This is a genomic window from Enterobacteriaceae bacterium ESL0689 (genome assembly GCA_029433525.1).
Taxonomy (GTDB): Bacteria; Pseudomonadota; Gammaproteobacteria; order Enterobacterales; family Enterobacteriaceae; genus JAQTIF01.
Genome location: JAQTIF010000001.1, coordinates 303,079 through 322,588 on the forward strand (window position 1 = coordinate 303,079; position 19,510 = coordinate 322,588).

The following is a 19,510-nucleotide window of genomic DNA, read 5'->3' on the forward strand; positions in this document are numbered from 1 at the left end:
TTTAAAAATAAATCTCCCCCCTCTTCTGAAGGGGGGAGAGCACACCTGTTGATATATACTGCGATTTATTACAAAAATCCATACAGCGACGCCAGTATCCATCCCATCGTACATGAGACACTGACGCCAATTAATCCTGGCAGAATAAAGCTATGGTTAATGACAAAACGACCAATATGCGTCGTACCTGAACGATCAAACTGAATAGCCGCCAGATCACTGGGATAGGTAGGCAGAATATAATAGCCATAACAGGCAGGCGCAGAAGCGACAATATAGGCGGGATTAACCCCGATAGACAGCGCCACAGGAACCACCGCAGTTAACGCTGCCGCCTGGGAATTGACGAATTTAGATACGATTAATAATACTATCGCGTAAGTCCAGGGATGGACTTTGACGACTTCGCCCAACACATCTTTAATCTCTTCCAGATGCGCCCCGAACATTGTTTCAGCCATCCAGGCGACACCGTATACCGCGACAATAGCAATCATGCCCGAACGGAAAACTTCATTCTTCGAAATCGAAGCCGGATTTGTTTTAGTGACCATAATAATCACGGCCCCAGAAAACAGCATAAACATCTGAATAACCAGCACCATTGACAATGGTTTGTTATTAACGACCGGGAGTAAATTCGGAAATGCACCCAGAATAGCGACTAAAGCTATCGAGGCAAGAAAGATCCACATCGCTACCCAGTTATGCATAGGCAGTTTTTTATCCAGCAAAGTGGCCGTATCGCCATAAACATAGTGACGATTTTCTGGCGTCGAAATAAATTTCTGAAATACTTCGTCTTTGTCCAGGTCTTTGCCACGAAACCAGCTGAAGATACCGATTGCCAGTATCCCTGTCAGGGTTGATGGAATGGTGATAGCCAGCAGGTCGAGAAACTCCAGATGTCTGCCGTTAATGGTAGCATCTTTCAGTAACGTCACTAATGAAACCACCGCGACAGAGACCGGACTGGCAATAATGCCCATTTGTGCCCCAATGGTACTGGCTGCCATTGGCCGTTCAGGACGAATATTATTTTTAATCGCGACATCATAGATAATCGGCAGGATGGTATAGACCACATGACCTGTACCACAAAGAATGGTCAGTATACAGGTGACAAAAGGCGCGACGATAGAGATATATTTAGGATTGCGTCGTAATAGTTTTTCAGCAAGCTGAAGCATCACGTCTAAACCACCGGATGCCTGTAATGTCGCCGAAGCCGCAACGACCGCGATAATCACCAGCATAACATCAACAGGCGGTTTTCCCGGTGGCAGATGGAAAATAAAAACTAAAATAACCAGTCCAATACCGCCTAAAAGGCCCAGTGCGATCCCGCCTTTTCTGGCGCCATAAAATAAACAAATCAAGATAATAATAAGCTGTATTGCAAACTCCATACATCCCCCCGAACATGCTCACCAGAATCAAAAGATGCCCTGCATTAGCAATTTACTCTTTATTTCCATCCTGTATTGATAGAAGGAATGTGCCATCATGTCAGACTGGAGATAATAGGTCTCAACTGAAAATTTAGAGCCTATCCCACCAGGCGTTATTGACGCAGCCAGTTTGGACACGGACAGGGCGAAGAAACCGCAGCGTATACGTAGTACGTGAGGATTTCGAGCACTGCTCAGGGCCAAAATGGCAAGTGAAATAGCCTAATGGAATAGGCTCTTATTATAGTTTTTGACTATATCGCCTTTGCTTTATTTATTTTTTGATATGCATAAAACTTTTACTCATTACCTTCCTGAGAAACGAGCATAAAAAAAGCCAGTCAGGTGTCTCTGACTGGCTTTTTAGTCATCGATTAATGATTACTCAGTTTCGCTGTTTCCGAGTCCTGCATTCAGCAGTTCTGCCAGATTGGCAGAAGCCTCTTCGGCACTCACCTGTGCAACAGGCTGTTCACCTGCCGCACGACGGCGTATACGATCCTGATGATACGCATACCCGGTACCCGCCGGAATCAGACGTCCTACGATAACGTTCTCTTTCAGCCCGCGCAGTTCATCACGTTTACCCGCTACAGCAGCTTCGGTCAGTACGCGCGTGGTTTCCTGGAACGAGGCAGCAGAAATAAAGGATTCTGTTGCCAGAGACGCCTTAGTAATACCCAGCAGATCGCGGGTAAATGTCGCGCCTTCTTTACCGTTCTCTTCCAGTTCACGATTCGCTATCTTGATCCGGGAATATTCGACCTGCTCGCCTTCGAGGAAGTCAGAGCTACCGGCACTGGCAATCGTCGCTTTACGCAACATCTGACGAACGATAACCTCAATGTGTTTATCGTTAATCTTCACGCCCTGTAAACGATAGACATCCTGCACCTCGTTAACAATATAACGTGTCACAGCATGCACACCACGCAGACGCAAAATATCCTGCGGTGCTTCCGGACCATCAGAGATAACATCACCGCGTTCCACACGTTCGCCTTCGAACACGTTAAGCTGACGCCACTTTGGAATCATCTCTTCATAAGGATCATTACCATCTATTGGCGTGATAACCAGACGGCGCTTACCTTTCGTTTCTTTACCGAAAGAAACGATACCGCTGATTTCCGCCAGAATAGCGGGCTCTTTTGGACGACGCGCTTCGAAGAGATCAGCAACACGCGGCAGACCACCGGTGATATCCTTGGTACCGCCAGATTCCTGTGGAATACGTGCCAGGGTGTCACCTGCACTAATTTCTACACCATCCTCCAGTTGCACAATGGCTTTACCTGGCAGGAAATACTGAGCAGGCATATCAGTGCCGGGGATCAGAACATCATTACCCTGAGCATCAACGATTTTCAGCGCTGGACGCAAATCTTTACCACCGGTAGTACGCTCTGCGGAATCAAGCACGACCAGCGAAGACAAACCGGTTAATTCATCGGTCTGGCGGGTAATCGTCTGACCATCAATCATGTCAGTAAAGCGAATAAAACCACTCACTTCTGTGATGACGGGCATGGTGTGTGGATCCCAGTTGGCCACTGTTTCACCACCGACGACCTGCTCACCATCCCCTTTCGCCATAACCGAACCATAAGGGACTTTATAGCTTTCTTTCGTCCGGCCAAATTCATCAATCAGTTTCAGCTCAGTATTACGGGAAGTAATCACCAGTTTACCTGAGGAATTTGTCACTGACTTAATATTAACCAGTTTCAGGCTACCCTTGTTCTTCACCTGGATGCTGGACTCAGCCGCCGCACGAGATGCTGCACCCCCGATATGGAATGTCCGCATTGTTAACTGTGTACCTGGCTCACCGATAGACTGCGCCGCGATAACACCGATGGATTCACCTTTGTTAATCAGATGACCACGAGCCAGATCACGACCATAGCAATGAGCACAAACACCAAAATCCGTGTCACAGGAAACCACAGAACGAACTTTAACGGCATCAACTGAATTGGCTTCCAGCAAATCACACCACTGTTCATCCAGCAATGTATTACGTGGCACCAGAATATCAGCCGTACCCGGCTTCAGAATATCTTCCGCCGCTACCCGTCCCAGTACGCGATCACGCAGCGGCTCTTTAACATCACCGCCCTCGATAACCGGAGTCATCATGATGCCTTCATGCGTCCCACAGTCATCTTCCGTTACCACCAGATCCTGTGCCACATCAACCAGACGACGAGTCAGATAACCAGAGTTCGCGGTTTTCAGCGCGGTATCTGCCAGACCTTTACGTGCACCGTGTGTCGAGATGAAGTACTGGAGGACGTTCAGCCCCTCACGGAAATTTGCCGTAATCGGTGTTTCGATAATCGAACCATCCGGTTTTGCCATCAGGCCACGCATCCCCGCCAGCTGACGTATCTGTGCCGCAGAACCACGGGCACCAGAGTCAGCCATCATATAGATGCTATTGAAAGAAACCTGCTGCTCTTCTTCGCCATCACGGTTAATTACCGTTTCAGTTTGCAGGTTGTCCATCATCGCTTTGGAGACACGATCATTCGCTGCAGCCCAGATATCGATAACTTTATTATAACGCTCACCCGCCGTGACCAGACCCGACTGGAACTGTTCCTGAATCTCAGCAACTTCGGCTTCAGCCTCAGCGATAATCCCTTGTTTTTTATCAGGGATGACCATGTCATCAATACCAACAGATGCCCCTGATCGTGCAGCATAAGCAAAGCCGGTATACATGATCTGGTCAGCAAAAATAACCGTTGGTTTTAAACCCAGAATGCGATAGCAGGTATTCAGCATCTTAGAGATAGCTTTCTTACCCAGTGGCTGATTAACGATAGAGAATGGTAATCCCTTCGGCACAATCATCCACAAAATCGCCCGTCCAATGGTGGTATCGATCAGACTGGTTTTCGCGATGAATTGACCATTATCGTCTTTTTCGTATTCCGTAATACGGACTTTAACCCGTGCATGCAATGAAGCCAGCCCGGCACGATAAATGCGTTCCGCTTCTTTCGGACCCGTCAGCACCATGCCTTCGCCTTTGGCATTAACACAATCCCGTGTCATATAGTACAGACCCAGAACAACGTCCTGAGACGGAACAATAATCGGTTCGCCATTGGCCGGAGAAAGAATATTGTTGGTCGACATCATCAGCGCACGCGCTTCCAGCTGAGCTTCCAGCGTCAACGGTACGTGAACAGCCATCTGGTCACCATCGAAGTCAGCGTTATAAGCTGCACAAACCAGCGGATGTAACTGAATCGCTTTACCTTCGATCAACACCGGTTCGAATGCCTGAATACCCAGACGATGTAGCGTCGGCGCACGGTTCAGCAATACAGGGTGTTCACGGATAACCTCATCAAGGATATCCCAGACAACCGCTTCTTCACGCTCAACCATTTTCTTAGCGGCTTTGATCGTGGTGGCGAGACCACGCAATTCGAGCTTGCCATAAATAAACGGTTTGAACAGCTCCAGTGCCATTTTCTTCGGCAGACCACATTGATGCAGATGCAGATATGGACCAACCGTAATCACCGAACGACCAGAGTAATCAACACGTTTGCCCAGCAAGTTCTGACGGAAACGACCCTGTTTACCTTTGATCATATCAGCCAGAGATTTCAGTGGACGCTTGTTAGAGCCCGTGATTGCGCGACCACGGCGACCATTATCCAGCAGGGCGTCAACGGCTTCCTGTAACATACGTTTTTCATTACGCACGATAATATCAGGTGCCGCCAGATCCAGCAGACGTTTCAGACGGTTGTTACGGTTAATCACCCGACGATACAGATCATTCAGATCAGAGGTCGCAAAACGGCCACCATCCAGCGGCACCAGTGGACGCAAATCCGGCGGCAGCACTGGCAGAACGGTTAATATCATCCATTCTGGCTTGTTTCCGGATTGTACGAATGCTTCCAGCAGTTTTATCCGCTTAGTCAGCTTTTTACGCTTGGTTTCAGAATTGGTTTCGTTCAGCTCTTCACGGAGTTGTTCACACTCTTTTTCCAGATCCATGTTTTTCAACAAGGCCTGGATAGCTTCGGCGCCCATTCTGGCATCAAATTCGTCACCAAACTCTTCCAGAGCGTCCAGATACTGTTCTTCAGTCAGGATCTGATTACGTTCCAGATTTGTCATGCTACCTTCGATAACTACATAAGATTCGAAGTACAGCACCCGTTCAATATCGCGCAACGGCATATCCAGCAACAGACCAATACGGGACGGCAGCGATTTCAGAAACCAGATATGAGACGTCGGAGACGCCAGCTCAATATGTCCCATCCGCTCACGACGCACTTTGGTCTGGGTCACTTCGACGCCACATTTTTCACAAATCACACCACGGTGTTTCAGGCGTTTGTACTTGCCGCACAGGCATTCGTAATCTTTTACTGGCCCAAAGATACGGGCGCAAAACAGACCGTCGCGTTCAGGTTTGAACGTACGGTAATTGATGGTTTCCGGCTTTTTCACTTCACCAAAAGACCATGAACGGATCATATCTGGCGATGCCAGCGCAATTTTGATCGCATCAAACTCTTCGCTTTTAGTTTGCGCTTTCAGAAACTTTAATAAATCTTTCACGGATTTGCTCCCGTCAGAGTTAGCACAATCTGGCATCAGGAGTGACCCTAATGCCAGTGACCTGTGTGAGCAAGAGTTACTCGTCTTCCAGTTCGATGTTAATGCCCAGTGAACGAATCTCTTTCAACAATACATTGAAGGACTCTGGCATTCCCGGCTCCATCTGATGGTTACCGTCGACGATGTTTTTATACATCTTAGTACGGCCATTAACATCATCAGACTTAACAGTGAGCATTTCCTGGAGGGTATAGGCTGCGCCATAGGCTTCCAGCGCCCACACTTCCATTTCCCCGAAACGTTGCCCACCGAATTGCGCCTTACCACCCAACGGTTGTTGAGTGACCAGACTATAAGAACCGGTAGAACGTGCATGCATTTTGTCATCAACCAGGTGGTTAAGTTTTAACATATACATATAACCAACGGTTACCTGACGTTCGAATTGTTCACCAGTACGACCATCAAACAGAGTGATCTGACCAGAAGTCGGCAAATCACCGAGTTGTAATAACTCTTTGATTTCCGCTTCCTTCGCACCATCAAACACTGGTGTGGCGATCGGCATGCCTTTACGCAGATTTTCCGCCAGACGCAGCACTTCTTCATCACTGAAGGTGCTCAAATCAACTTTCTGGCGCACACCTGCACCTAAATCATAAGCACGCTGGATGAATTCACGCAGTCGGGCAACATCCTGTTGCTGTTTGATCATCGCGTTGATTTTATCGCCAATCCCTTTTGCTGCCATCCCGAGATGGGTTTCGAGGATCTGGCCGATATTCATACGAGACGGAACACCCAGTGGGTTCAGTACGATATCCACGGGCGTGCCATTTTCATCATAAGGCATATCTTCAATCGGGTTGATCTTAGAAATCACCCCTTTATTACCGTGACGACCTGCCATCTTATCGCCTGGCTGGATACGACGCTTAACAGCCAGATAAACTTTAACAATCTTCAGCACACCGGGTGCAAGATCATCGCCCTGGGTGATTTTACGACGTTTGGCTTCGAGTTTTTTCTCGAACTCCTGCTTCAGTTCATCATACTGCTCTGCTAACTGCTCCAGCTGATTCTGTTTCTCTTCATCAGTCAGGCTCAATTCCAGCCAGCGATCACGTGGTAGTTTCTCCAGTTTTTCAGCTTCAACGCCCCCGGCAAGCAGCACGGCATGAATACGACTAAACAAGCCCGCTTCAAGGATATGCAACTCTTCAGACAAGTCTTTTCTCGCCTGTTTCAACTGCATTTCTTCAATTTCCAGCGCTCGTTTGTCCTTTTCCACACCATCGCGGGTAAAGACCTGAACGTCAATCACGGTACCTGACACACCGTTTGGCACACGTAAAGAAGAATCTTTTACGTCAGACGCTTTTTCACCAAAAATCGCCCGTAGTAGTTTCTCTTCTGGTGTTAACTGCGTTTCACCTTTCGGCGTGACTTTACCGACCAGAATATCGCCGCCCGTAACTTCGGCACCGATATAAACGATACCGGATTCGTCCAGCTTAGACAGCGCAGCTTCACCGACATTCGGAATATCAGCCGTGATCTCTTCTGACCCCAGTTTCGTGTCACGAGAAACACACGCCAGTTCCTGAATATGGATCGATGTAAAACGATCTTCCTGGACAACGCGTTCGGAGACCAGAATGGAGTCTTCGAAGTTGTAGCCGTTCCACGGCATGAACGCGACGCGCATATTCTGACCCAGCGCCAGTTCCCCCAGATCGGTGGATGGGCCATCGGCTAATACATCACCCCGTTCAACAGGTTCACCCAGAGAGACGCAAGGCATCTGGTTGATACAGGTATTCTGGTTGGAGCGCGTGTATTTAGTCAGGTTATAGATATCGATACCCGCTTCACCTGGGTACATCTCGTCTTCGTTAACTTTGATAACGATACGCGAGGCATCAACATACTGAACAACACCGCCACGTTTGGCTACCGCTGTTACCCCTGAGTCGACCGCCACAGCACGTTCCATACCGGTTCCCACCAGCGGCTTATCAGCACGCAGCGTTGGCACCGCCTGACGTTGCATGTTCGCACCCATCAATGCACGGTTCGCATCGTCATGCTCAAGGAACGGAATCAACGATGCCCCGACGGAAACCACCTGTTGCGTGGAAACGTCCATGTAATCAACCTGATCACGGCTGAACAGACTGGATTCACCCTTGCTACGGCAGGTGATCAGATCTTCAACAAAATGGCCGTTTTCATCCAGGTTAGAGTTAGCCTGAGCAATAACGAAGTTACCTTCTTCGATAGCCGACAGATAGTGAATTTCGTCAGTTACCACACCATCGGTCACTTTACGATATGGCGTTTCGAGGAAACCATATTCATTGGTTTGCGCGTATACCGACAGTGAGTTGATCAGCCCGATGTTTGGCCCTTCTGGCGTTTCGATAGGACATACCCGACCATAGTGAGTCGGATGCACGTCACGCACTTCAAAGCCTGCGCGCTCACGGGTTAACCCCCCCGGCCCTAACGCAGAGATACGGCGTTTATGCGTAATTTCCGACAGTGGGTTATTCTGATCCATAAACTGCGATAACTGGCTGGAGCCAAAGAACTCTTTCACTGCTGCAGAAATCGGTTTAGCGTTGATCATATCCTGCGGCATCAACGTATCCAGATCGCCCAGTGACAGACGCTCTTTCACTGCACGCTCTACGCGCACCAGACCAACACGGAACTGGTTTTCTGCCATTTCGCCTACGGAGCGGATACGACGGTTACCGAGGTGGTCAATGTCATCGACTTCACCTTTACCATTACGAATGTCGATGAGCTTTTTCATCACATCAATAATGTCATCTTTGCTCAGGATACCCGAACCTTCGATCTCTTTGCGCAACAGCGAGCGATTAAATTTCATGCGCCCGACAGCAGACAAATCATAACGATCTTCAGAGAAGAATAAATTCTCAAACAGGCTTTCCGCCGCTTCGCGTGTCGGCGGCTCTCCTGGACGCATCATACGGTAGATTTCTACCAGTGCGCTCAGGCGGTCATTCGTGGGATCGACACGAAGTGTTTCAGAAATATAAGGGCCATGATCGAGATCATTGGTAAACAGCGTTTCGATATGTTTATGACCTGCCTGACTGAGTTTAGCCAGCAGATCCAGACTCAGTTCCATGTTTGCCGCGCAGATCAGCTCACCGGTTGACTCATCAACATAATCTTTCGCTGCCACTTTACCCGCAATATACTCAACCGGAACTTCAATATGCTTGATGCCATCTTTTTCCAGTTGACGGATATGCCGCGCGGTAATCCGGCGCCCCTTTTCGACGTAAACTTTGCCATTATCTTCGATATCGAAAGAGGCGGTTTCGCCACGCAGACGTTCTGGTACTAGCTCCATCTGCAATTTATTATTGCGGATCTCAAAAACCACTTTCTCAAAGAACAGGTCAAGGATCTGTTCTGTGGTGTAGTTCAGTGCACGCAGAATAATCGTCGCCGGTAATTTACGACGGCGATCGATACGAACGAATAAGTTATCTTTCGGATCAAATTCGAAATCCAGCCAGGAGCCACGGTAAGGAATGATCCGCGCGTTATACAGCACTTTCCCGGAAGAGTGAGTCTTACCTTTGTCAGAGTCAAAGAAGACACCCGGACTACGATGCAACTGAGATACGATAACACGCTCAGTACCATTGATAACAAAGGTACCGTTATCCGTCATGAGCGGAATTTCGCCCATGTAGACTTCTTGTTCTTTAATATCTTTGACGGTTCCTTCTGGTGCTTCACGTTCGTAAATGACCAGACGCAGCTTAACACGCAGTGGTGCCGAATAGGTCACACCACGGATCTGACACTCTTTAACGTCAAAAACAGGTTCACCCAGACGATAACTGACATATTGCAGTTCAGAATTACCGCTATAGCTTTTTATCGGGAATACAGAACGGAAAGCCGCTTCCAGACCATACTGCCCTTCAGGATCTTGCTCGATAAATTTCTGAAACGAGTCAAGCTGGATAGAAAGGAGATAGGGGACATCCAGCACTTGTGGACGTTTACCAAAATCCTTACGAATACGTTTTTTCTCGGTATAGGAGTAAACCATAGGGCTCCTCAGCTTACTTGACAAGTCGACCCGACTGCCCACCCAGGACAGTTTTTATGCAACACTATTTGTTGATCGGAAAACAGGACACTTTCCGCAATGCCTGTTTCTATCATGCTTAAATCATTTCATTGCGATTTACACAGTTCAGGCCATCTGAGCTGTCGCAGTATATTAAGTCATCTATAGAAACAAGCATTGAAAAGACAAAACAGTAGTCAAACAGTGTGAAACGCTACTGCTGCCTCACAGCGCAAAAAGGCTGGTGACTAAACGCCACCAGCCTCAGCCTGATCTCTCAGGCTGCAACTGAAAAAGCAGGCTTATTTAACTTCAACTTCAGCGCCAGCTTCTTCCAGAGCTTTTTTCAGTGCTTCTGCATCATCTTTGCTAACACCTTCTTTCAGGGTAGCAGGTGCAGATTCTACCAGGTCTTTCGCTTCTTTCAGACCCAGGCCAGTTGCGCTACGAACAGCTTTGATAACGGCAACTTTATTCGCACCAGCTGCTTTCAGAACGATGTCGAATTCAGTTTTTTCTTCTACAGCTTCAGCCGGGCCAGCAGCAACGGCAACAGCGGCAGCAGCAGAAACACCGAATTTTTCTTCCATTGCAGCGATCAGTTCAACAACGTCCATAACGGACATAGCGGAGACTGCTTCAATAATTTGATCTTTAGTGATAGACATTTAAATTGTTCCTGAATATCAGAATAAGTTTATATGTAAGCGTGCGTTTTACAAAGATAACTGCAATTATGCAGCTTCTTTCGCATCGCGAACAGCCGCCAGAGTACGAACCAGTTTACCAGCCGCAGCTTCTTTCATGGTTGCCATCAGGCGTGCAATTGCTTCTTCGTAGGTCGGCAGCGTTGCCAGGCGATCGATTTGGGACGCCGGGATTAGCTCACCTTCAAAGGCTGCAGCTTTGACCTCAAATTCTGCATTCGCTTTCGCGAACTCTTTGAACAAACGAGCCGCAGCGCCCGGATGTTCCATAGAGTATGCAATCAGGGTCGGACCAACAAACGTGTCTTTCAGGCACTCAAATTCAGTACCTTCAACCGCCCGGCGTAGCAACGTGTTGCGAACAACACGTATATAAACACGAGCTTCACGACCTGCTTTACGCAGTTCAGTCATTTTATCAACAGTTACACCGCGAGAATCCGCAACGACTGCTGATAGCGCACCTTTGGCTACTTCGCTGACTTCAGCAACAATCGCTTGTTTGTCTTGAAGATTTAAAGCCATTAGCTTTGCTCCTGGATGTTTGCCAGAGCTTACGCTCCGGGACTCACTTCACTCTTCACAATGAAAGAGCGTCTTTAAATACGGCGAGCAGAAACAAGCCAGAATATCGCAAAAATAATCTTAGCGTTCTGTCACCGTCTACGCAGGGAATTAAGTTTCTGCTGAAACACCTACGGTCTTCGACGGAGGCCTGGGTAGGCCAGGCTCCAGCGAACATATTCTTTCTGTTATCATCAGGATTGCGACGATAACGCTGCTACACGCAGAAATTATGGGCGGGGATTGTAGACAAATTCACCGCCCACGTAAAGCTAATCTTAGTTTACCGCAGCAGACAGGCTTGCTTGATCGATCGTAACACCGGCACCCATTGTCGTAGAGATGCTAACTTTCTTGATATATACCCCTTTCGACTGAGCAGGTTTTGCTTTTTTCAGCGCAACCAGCAGAGCTTCGAGGTTCTCTTTTAGTTTATCTGCATCAAAATCGATTTTACCGATAGTGGTATGGATAATGCCGTTTTTATCATTACGATAACGAACCTGACCCGCTTTCGCATTTTTAACTGCTTCAGCCACATTAGGGGTTACGGTGCCGACTTTCGGATTTGGCATCAGACCACGCGGGCCAAGTACCTGACCTAACTGGCCAACAACACGCATGGCATCCGGCGAAGCGATAACGACATCAAAATCCATTTCGCCTTTTTTGATATGATCAGCCAGATCTTCCATACCGACCAGTTCAGCGCCCGCAGCCTTTGCAGCTTCTGCATTAGCGCCCTGAGTAAACACGGCGACACGAACAGAACGACCCGTACCATTCGGCAACACTGTTGCACCACGAACATTCTGGTCAGACTTACGTGCATCAATGCCGAGATTAACAGCAATATCGACACTTTCAGTAAATTTAGCCGTGGCGAGTTCCTTAAGTAAAACAATCGCTTCGTTGATATCATACTGTTTCGTTGCATCAACTTTTTCACGGATTACGCGCATGCGCTTGGTTAGTTTAGCCATCTCTTAGTCCTCCACTACCAGGCCCATGGAACGTGCAGTGCCTTCGATAGAACGCGTCATCGCTTCAATATCGGCACCGGTCATGTCGGCAGCTTTGGTCTGCGCGATTTCCTGCAACTGAGCGCGGGAAATTTTACCTACTTTTTCTTTATTGGGTTTACCAGAACCCGACTTAATACCCGCTGCTTTTTTCAGTAAAACAGCCGCCGGAGGCGTCTTGGTAATGAAAGTGAAAGAGCGGTCGGCATAAACGGTGATAACAACCGGAATAGGCAGGCCTTTTTCAATGGATTCTGTTTTCGCATTAAATGCTTTACAGAATTCCATGATGTTAACGCCTTGCTGACCCAGTGCTGGACCCACTGGCGGACTTGGGTTTGCCATACCAGCCGCAACCTGCAGCTTAACGTAGGCTTGTACTTTCTTAGCCATTTCTGTTTCCTCGTTTGGGTATAACGCCTTTTAAAAGGCTCCCCCGTTTTAAATTCGCTTTACGGATCATCCATCCATAAAAACAAAAAGCGCGAAATTATACGTCAGTTTCGCCCTTTTTACAACGGCAAAATCGTTTCTTTTTCAACCGTCGATCAGGCTTTATCAACCTGAGAAAAATCCAGCTCCACCGGTGTCGCACGGCCAAAGATAGATACCGACACTTTCAGGCGTGACTTTTCATAGTCAACTTCTTCGACCACTCCATTAAAGTCGGCGAACGGCCCATCGCTGACACGCACCATTTCACCCGGTTCAAACAGTGTTTTCGGACGCGGCTTATCACCCACTTGTTGCAGACGATTCATAATCGCGTCAACTTCTTTATCGCTGATGGGAGCCGGACGATCAGAAGTCCCACCGATAAATCCCATCACACGCGGTACACTGCGTACCAGATGCCAGCTGGCATCATTCATGACCATCTGAACCAGAACATAACCGGGGAAGAATTTACGTTCACTCTTACGACGTTGACCGCTACGGATTTCGACCACTTCTTCGGTCGGCACCATCACTTCACCAAATAACTCTTCCATATCATGTAATTTGATATGCTCGCGCAATGAAGTAGCTACGCGACCTTCAAAACCGGAAAACGCCTGAACGACGTACCAGCGTTTTTTAGGGGCTTCAGACATCTCAGAACCTCAGGCCAGTGATAATAGATACCAGTCGAACCAGAATACCATCCAGTCCCCACAGGATCAGTGACATTATTGCAGTGACTGCGGCCACAACCAGCGTAGTATGCAATGTTTCCTGCCGAGTCGGCCAAATAACCTTACGGACTTCGATGCGCGCCTCACGGGAAAAAACAAGAAGTGCTTTACCTGTTTTTGTTAACAATACAATTCCGATGGCCACAGCTATCAAAACGGCTATAGCTCCCACCCGCAACGGCATCATGATATCGTGATAGAGGATATTTCCCACAATCGCCACGAGCACTAGCACGACAACACTAATCCACTTTATCGCTTCCAGGCCTTTCCCACTTCTTTGCGCCTCGGTATTCGCACTCATAAACCAACCTGTCAGAAGTATTCTACAAAAATTTTTCACCCCGCGCTGGCGAAGCGATCCAAACCGAAATTGTGTTTCGGACTCATGCTCTCTACAGAGCCTGTCCAGGCAGCGATTATGACAGAAAAATCACTGATAAGTCAGATTCTGATACGAAAGCGAGCAAAAAGGGCATCAAATGATGCCCTTTTCTTGCGTATTGCGTCAAATATTATCAGCGATTAACTGATAACTTTCGCTACCACACCTGCACCAACAGTACGGCCACCTTCACGGATTGCAAAACGCAGACCATCTGCCATCGCAATCGGGTGAATCAGTGTGACAACCATTTTGATGTTGTCGCCCGGCATAACCATCTCTACGCCTTCCGGCAGTTCGATCGTGCCTGTTACGTCTGTTGTACGGAAGTAGAACTGTGGACGATAGCCCTTGAAGAACGGCGTATGACGGCCACCTTCATCTTTCGACAGAATATATACTTCTGATTCGAATTTGGTATGCGGATGAATTGAACCCGGTTTCGCCAGTACCTGACCACGTTCGATTTCTTCACGCTTGATACCACGCAGCAGAACACCAATGTTCTCTCCCGCGCGACCTTCGTCCAGCAGCTTACGGAACATTTCCACGCCCGTACAGGTCGATTTCTGCGTGTCTTTGATACCGACGATTTCAACTTCTTCGCCCACACGGATGATACCGCGTTCTACACGACCGGTGACGACTGTACCACGTCCTGAAATTGAGAAGACGTCTTCTATCGGCAGCAGGAATGGCTGATCAATCGCACGTACCGGCTCCGGAATATAGGTATCCAGGTAGTTCGCCAGTTCCAGGATCTTCGCTTCCCAGTCCGCTTCTCCTTCCAGCGCTTTCAGGGCTGAACCACGAACGATAGGTGTATCGTCGCCCGGAAAATCATACTGAGACAGCAGTTCACGCACTTCCATCTCAACCAGTTCCAGCAGCTCTTCGTCATCCACCATGTCGCATTTGTTCAGGAACACGATAATGTACGGTACACCCACCTGGCGACCCAGCAGGATGTGCTCACGGGTCTGAGGCATCGGGCCGTCAGTTGCGGCGACCACCAGGATCGCACCGTCCATCTGTGCTGCACCGGTGATCATGTTTTTCACATAGTCAGCATGCCCTGGGCAGTCAACGTGCGCATAGTGACGGGTTGGGGTATCGTACTCAACATGGGAGGTATTGATGGTGATACCACGGGCTTTTTCTTCCGGCGCGTTATCGATCTGATCAAATGCACGTGCAGCACCACCGTAGGTTTTAGCCAGTACGGTCGTGATCGCTGCAGTCAGCGTTGTTTTACCATGGTCAACGTGGCCGATAGTACCGACGTTAACGTGCGGTTTTGTACGTTCAAACTTTTCTTTAGACATCGATTGTCCCTCTAAGACACGGATAAATCGGTGATATCACCACATCAACCGGGCAACATGCCCAACTGTTGAATATGACAGAGAAAAACAGGGGAGAAGAGATTAAAGAAATGGTGCTGATACCCAGATTCGAACTGGGGACCTCACCCTTACCAAGGGTGTGCTCTACCAACTGAGCCATATCAGCACGTCTGGAGCGGGCAGCGGGAATCGAACCCGCATCATCAGCTTGGAAGGCTGAGGTAATAGCCATTATACGATGCCCGCATCCTGAAACTCGGCTACCCAGTTTTTTCTACAACATAAGAAAGACATTTTTCTTTTCTTATGTTTGAGTTAGTTAGTCTAACCTAACCACTCTGGCCCCGCAAAGCGTTACCGAAAGATGGTGGTGGGGGAAGGATTCGAACCTTCGAAGTCGAAGACGGCAGATTTACAGTCTGCTCCCTTTGGCCGCTCGGGAACCCCACCTTGTACTTGATGGTGCCGACTACCGGAATCGAACTGGTGACCTACTGATTACAAGTCAGTTGCTCTACCTACTGAGCTAAGTCGGCATCAAGTAGCGCGCATTTTAGGGAGAGCGATTCATTGATGCAACTAAAAAATTGCATAAAGTTATCCATTGCTTATATTTTGAGCTTGCGCGAGGGGAAAAGATGGCTTTTCAGGCGATGACGTACAAAAAAAGCACTCATTGCTGGCAGATTAGCGTGAGCTATCCGATCATAGCGAACGCGATAAAAATAAATTTGCTGATTTGGGCTGTCCAGGGCCAGAATGGTCAGTAAAATAGCCTTATAAGACAGACGCTAAGTTTTTCTTATTATTTTTCACTTTGTGATGTTACCCTCCAGCCCATTGTCGTGATTAATTTGTGTGAAACGTCTCTCGCCACATTTAATTTGGTGATGCTAAAAACATGCTAATAAACCCAAAAGAGTAAACGTTAATGACACCGTATCTGCAATTTAGCCGCAGCCAGTGGTCTGCGCTGCGTGACTCCGTTCCCATGACACTGACACAGAAAGAGATCATGCAGTTAAAAGGCATCAATGAGGATCTCTCGCTGGAAGAAGTGGCCGAGATCTATTTACCCTTGTCACGTTTGCTTAACTTTTATATCAGTTCTAACTTGCGCCGCCAGGCGGTACTGGAGCAATTTCTCGGTACGGATAATCAACGCATCCCCTATATCATCAGCATCGCGGGTAGCGTCGCGGTCGGAAAAAGTACCACCGCCCGCGTGTTACAGGCGCTTCTCAGCCGCTGGCCAGAGCATCGCCATGTTGAGCTGATAACAACCGACGGTTTTCTGCATCCCAATGCAGTCCTACAAGAGCGCGGTCTGATGAAGAAGAAAGGATTTCCGCAATCCTATGATATGCATCGCCTGGTCAGATTCGTGGCTGATTTAAAATCGGGTATTCCCAATACAACCGCGCCCGTCTATTCACATCTTATTTATGATGTCATTCCTGATGGTGATAAAACCATCACCCAGCCAGATATTTTAATTCTTGAAGGATTGAATGTTTTGCAAAGTGGGATGGATTATCCTCATGATCCGCATCATGTTTTTGTTTCTGATTTCGTTGATTTTTCTATCTATGTCGATGCGCCGGAAGATTTGCTGAAAACATGGTATATCAATCGTTTCTTAAATTTTCGTGAAAGTGCATTCACTGATCCAGACTCTTATTTTCATCATTACGCGAAGCTTTCTAAAGATGAAGCCATAGAAATTGCCACCTCTTTATGGAATGAAATTAATTTACGCAATCTTAAAGAAAATATTTTGCCCACGCGCGAACGTGCAAGCCTGATTATGACCAAAAGTAGCAATCATTCCGTTGATCAGGTGAGATTACGAAAATAAATTTTATCTTCTTAAGTTTATGGCACAGGCTGTCTGGATACGGGTAGCCAGCGAGAGCGGGGACTCCAGGGCCAGAATAGCGAGTCACATAGCCTGATGGGCCCGCTTGTTAGTGAAAAAGTTCGCAGCAGTACCCTGGCACGCCAGGTGTACTGCCCGTTACCCGCAAATGACAGCTATCAATATAAATCCGCGCTTTTGTCACCCGTTGCGCAGGGATATTTCACCGCCAGACCAGGGGGTGACGACACCATTCTGTTCAAGCAATAATGCACCTTGTGCATTAATACCACGGGATATACCTGATATTTCTTTATTTCCGATAATTAATCTCACCGGACGATGGATAAAATTGTCCAGTTTTTCCCAGCGGGCAAGATAGGGTTGCAGCCCCTGCTGTTCAAACAGCAGAAAACCGGCACGCAGCTCGTTAATCAAATGTGCCGCCAGTCTATTGCGATCCACCTGCACGCCCGCCTCCTGCAAACTGATCCACTGCTGATTGACGATATTGCTTTCAACATGTTGCATCGCCAGATTGAGGCCAATACCACTGACGATTTGTGCGGCATCACCTGTTTTTGCTGTTAACTCAACCAGAATACCGGCCAGTTTGCGATCCTGCAGATAGAGATCATTAGGCCATTTTACGCGAACCTCATCGGCACCAAGACTTCTGAGCGCTTCAGCAATCACAATACCAATGACCAGGCTCAAACCAATAGCGGCGGCTGACCCTTGTTCTAATTTCCAGTACATCGAAAGATAAAGATTTGCGCCAAAGGGTGAAAACCACTTACGCCCGCGTCGACCACGACCCGCCTGTTGATATTCGGCAATACATACATCACCCGATTGCCAGTCGTTGAGACGATCGAGCAAATACTGGTTGGTTGAATCAATCACCGGCAACACCATCACCCGCCCATGGCCAGTCTGAACGCTAATTTTCTCTTCATTCAGTAGCTGGATAGGCGCGGATAAGCAGTATCCCTTACCAGGAACAGTAAATATATCTATTCCCCAGTCGCGCAGCGTTTGCATATGTTTATTGATCGCCGCCCGACTCATCGCCAAATCTTTACCTAACTGCTCACCAGAATAGTATTCACCATTAGCCAAAATAGTGATTAATTTTAATGGGATAGTTGTATCTTTCATGCGATCATCATCTCTGCATTCACTTCACCCATTGCGCCAATAAAGCGAACTTCCGGCTGTAGCCAGACATTAAATTTCTCACCCACCTGCTGACGGACCTCATGCGCCAGTTTCAGTACATCTTCACTACTGGCATGATGATGATTGATTAACACCAATGCCTGTTGTCGATGTACCGCCGCGCCGCCCATCGTTTTTCCTTTCAGCTGACATTGATCAATCAGCCATCCGGCAGCCAGTTTCATATTGCCATCGGCCTGGAGATAATAGGGAATATCCGGAAATTGCGCCAGTAGCGCGTTCCCCTGCGCCTCACTGACCAGCGGATTTTTAAAAAAACTTCCCGCATTTCCGTTTATCTTCGGATCAGGTAGCCGGGTCATCCGCATATGGCAGACGGTATCAAATACCTGTTGTGGCGTCACTGTTTGAGGATTAAGACGGGCTAAGTCACCGTAGGTTAATACCGGCTGCCAGACTTTCGCCAGACTCAGTCCAATAGCGACAATCGCATAGCGCTGTTGATATTCATGTTTGAAAATACTGTCGCGATAACCGAAACGACACTCGCTGGCTGACAGTCGTCGCCGATAACCGCTATCCAGCGCAATGCCATCGACATACTGACAAACATGCTGTAATTCAACACCATAAGCACCGATATTCTGAATCGGTGAAGAGCCCGCACGCCCAGGGATCAACGCCAGATTTTCCAGTCCCGGCATGCCATGCTGAAGCGTAAACTGCACCAGCTGATGCCAGTTCTCTCCCGCGCCGACATGTAAATGCCAGGCATCGGCTGTTTCTGTCACGGTAATGCCCATAATGCGATTAATAATGACCGTACCGGCGAAATCTTCGAGGAAAAGGACGTTGCTGCCTTCACCAAGAATCAAAACCGGCTCACCGGCGGCCGTGGCCTTTTGCCAGGCTGATAACAACTGCGATTCCGTCTCAGCACATAAAATTGCTTTGGCGGCATGATCAATACCAAAGGTATGCCAGGGTTTAAGGGAGTGATTCATATGGACGTCCTGATGCAAAATCTGCGCTAGTTTACCGCATCTTCAGCGAGAAGGCTCACCAGGCATTATTGACGCCGCCAGTCTGGAC

The 19,510-nt window shown here is 48.0% G+C and carries 13 protein-coding genes and 4 tRNA genes; 1 reads left to right on the forward strand and 16 read right to left on the reverse strand.

Going from position 1 to position 19,510, the window contains the following annotated elements; translation table 11 throughout:
• Nucleotides 1-68: 68 nt before the first annotated feature.
• The 14 genes from PT300_01520 to PT300_01585 all read right to left on the reverse strand — a co-directional run bounded on the left by PT300_01520 (nucleotide 69) and on the right by PT300_01585 (nucleotide 15,914).
• Nucleotides 69-1,409: an anaerobic C4-dicarboxylate transporter gene (locus tag PT300_01520; protein ID MDF7679364.1), complete on the reverse strand. Its 1,341-nt coding sequence runs from the start codon at nucleotides 1,407-1,409 to the stop codon at nucleotides 69-71.
• Nucleotides 1,410-1,832: 423 nt separating this feature from the next.
• Nucleotides 1,833-6,053 carry a DNA-directed RNA polymerase subunit beta' gene (gene rpoC, locus PT300_01525; GenBank protein MDF7679365.1) on the reverse strand — a complete coding sequence of 1,407 codons (4,221 nt, stop codon included), beginning with the start codon at nucleotides 6,051-6,053 and terminating at the stop codon, nucleotides 1,833-1,835.
• A 76-nt stretch (nucleotides 6,054-6,129) separates the two neighbouring features.
• The gene (rpoB, locus tag PT300_01530; protein MDF7679366.1) at nucleotides 6,130-10,158 is read right to left on the reverse strand and encodes a DNA-directed RNA polymerase subunit beta; all 4,029 of its coding nucleotides are present in this window, start codon (nucleotides 10,156-10,158) and stop codon (nucleotides 6,130-6,132) included.
• 323 nt (nucleotides 10,159-10,481) lie between these two features.
• Nucleotides 10,482-10,847, reverse strand: a complete 366-nt coding sequence (rplL, locus tag PT300_01535; GenBank protein MDF7679367.1) for a 50S ribosomal protein L7/L12 — start codon at nucleotides 10,845-10,847, stop codon at nucleotides 10,482-10,484.
• 66 nt (nucleotides 10,848-10,913) lie between these two features.
• Nucleotides 10,914-11,411, reverse strand: coding sequence for a 50S ribosomal protein L10 (rplJ, locus tag PT300_01540; GenBank protein MDF7679368.1), 498 nt, complete (start codon nucleotides 11,409-11,411; stop codon nucleotides 10,914-10,916).
• Between the two features lie 317 nt (nucleotides 11,412-11,728).
• Complete coding sequence (gene rplA / locus PT300_01545; protein MDF7679369.1) at nucleotides 11,729-12,433, reverse strand: 50S ribosomal protein L1; 705 nt, start codon at nucleotides 12,431-12,433, stop codon at nucleotides 11,729-11,731.
• Nucleotides 12,434-12,436: 3 nt separating this feature from the next.
• On the reverse strand, nucleotides 12,437-12,865 hold the full coding sequence (rplK, locus tag PT300_01550) for a 50S ribosomal protein L11 (GenBank protein MDF7679370.1): 429 nt from the start codon (nucleotides 12,863-12,865) through the stop codon (nucleotides 12,437-12,439).
• A 155-nt stretch (nucleotides 12,866-13,020) separates the two neighbouring features.
• Nucleotides 13,021-13,566, reverse strand: a complete 546-nt coding sequence (gene nusG, locus PT300_01555; GenBank protein ID MDF7679371.1) for a transcription termination/antitermination protein NusG — start codon at nucleotides 13,564-13,566, stop codon at nucleotides 13,021-13,023.
• A 1-nt stretch (nucleotide 13,567) separates the two neighbouring features.
• The gene (gene secE, locus PT300_01560; GenBank protein MDF7679372.1) at nucleotides 13,568-13,951 is read right to left on the reverse strand and encodes a preprotein translocase subunit SecE; all 384 of its coding nucleotides are present in this window, start codon (nucleotides 13,949-13,951) and stop codon (nucleotides 13,568-13,570) included.
• A gap of 221 nt (nucleotides 13,952-14,172) precedes the next feature.
• The gene (gene tuf, locus PT300_01565) at nucleotides 14,173-15,357 is read right to left on the reverse strand and encodes an elongation factor Tu (GenBank protein ID MDF7679373.1); all 1,185 of its coding nucleotides are present in this window, start codon (nucleotides 15,355-15,357) and stop codon (nucleotides 14,173-14,175) included.
• A 111-nt stretch (nucleotides 15,358-15,468) separates the two neighbouring features.
• Nucleotides 15,469-15,544: transfer RNA gene (locus tag PT300_01570), tRNA-Thr, on the reverse strand.
• Between the two features lie 5 nt (nucleotides 15,545-15,549).
• Nucleotides 15,550-15,624, reverse strand: a tRNA-Gly gene (locus PT300_01575).
• 119 nt (nucleotides 15,625-15,743) lie between these two features.
• A tRNA-Tyr gene (locus PT300_01580) sits at nucleotides 15,744-15,828 on the reverse strand.
• Between the two features lie 10 nt (nucleotides 15,829-15,838).
• A tRNA-Thr gene (locus PT300_01585) sits at nucleotides 15,839-15,914 on the reverse strand.
• 395 nt (nucleotides 15,915-16,309) lie between these two features.
• On the opposite strand from PT300_01585, the gene coaA reads away from it, so the two are divergent.
• Nucleotides 16,310-17,236: a type I pantothenate kinase gene (gene coaA, locus PT300_01590; GenBank protein ID MDF7679374.1), complete on the forward strand. Its 927-nt coding sequence runs from the start codon at nucleotides 16,310-16,312 to the stop codon at nucleotides 17,234-17,236.
• Nucleotides 17,237-17,437: 201 nt separating this feature from the next.
• On the opposite strand, the gene birA is transcribed toward coaA, so the two are convergent.
• Entirely contained in the window at nucleotides 17,438-18,397 is a 960-nt protein-coding gene (gene birA / locus PT300_01595; protein MDF7679375.1) for a bifunctional biotin--[acetyl-CoA-carboxylase] ligase/biotin operon repressor BirA, read from the reverse strand.
• Nucleotides 18,394-19,422 carry a UDP-N-acetylmuramate dehydrogenase gene (murB, locus tag PT300_01600; protein ID MDF7679376.1) on the reverse strand — a complete coding sequence of 343 codons (1,029 nt, stop codon included), beginning with the start codon at nucleotides 19,420-19,422 and terminating at the stop codon, nucleotides 18,394-18,396. Before murB ends, birA begins: the two co-directional genes overlap by 4 nt.
• Nucleotides 19,423-19,510 lie beyond the last annotated feature (88 nt).

Excerpts from the sequence above, each read along its gene's own strand:
- PT300_01520 (MDF7679364.1), bottom strand. The coding sequence starts at position 1,409 with ATGGAGTTTGCAATACAGCTTATTATTATCTTGATTTGTTTATTTTAT.
- rpoB (MDF7679366.1), bottom strand. The coding sequence starts at position 10,158 with ATGGTTTACTCCTATACCGAGAAAAAACGTATTCGTAAGGATTTTGGT.
- rplL (MDF7679367.1), bottom strand. The coding sequence starts at position 10,847 with ATGTCTATCACTAAAGATCAAATTATTGAAGCAGTCTCCGCTATGTCC.
- rplJ (MDF7679368.1), bottom strand. The coding sequence starts at position 11,411 with ATGGCTTTAAATCTTCAAGACAAACAAGCGATTGTTGCTGAAGTCAGC.
- rplA (MDF7679369.1), bottom strand. The coding sequence starts at position 12,433 with ATGGCTAAACTAACCAAGCGCATGCGCGTAATCCGTGAAAAAGTTGAT.
- rplK (MDF7679370.1), bottom strand. The coding sequence starts at position 12,865 with ATGGCTAAGAAAGTACAAGCCTACGTTAAGCTGCAGGTTGCGGCTGGT.
- nusG (MDF7679371.1), bottom strand. The coding sequence starts at position 13,566 with ATGTCTGAAGCCCCTAAAAAACGCTGGTACGTCGTTCAGGCGTTTTCC.
- secE (MDF7679372.1), bottom strand. The coding sequence starts at position 13,951 with ATGAGTGCGAATACCGAGGCGCAAAGAAGTGGGAAAGGCCTGGAAGCG.
- tuf (MDF7679373.1), bottom strand. The coding sequence starts at position 15,357 with ATGTCTAAAGAAAAGTTTGAACGTACAAAACCGCACGTTAACGTCGGT.
- coaA (MDF7679374.1), top strand. The coding sequence starts at position 16,310 with ATGACACCGTATCTGCAATTTAGCCGCAGCCAGTGGTCTGCGCTGCGT.
- birA (MDF7679375.1), bottom strand. The coding sequence starts at position 18,397 with ATGAAAGATACAACTATCCCATTAAAATTAATCACTATTTTGGCTAAT.
- murB (MDF7679376.1), bottom strand. The coding sequence starts at position 19,422 with ATGAATCACTCCCTTAAACCCTGGCATACCTTTGGTATTGATCATGCC.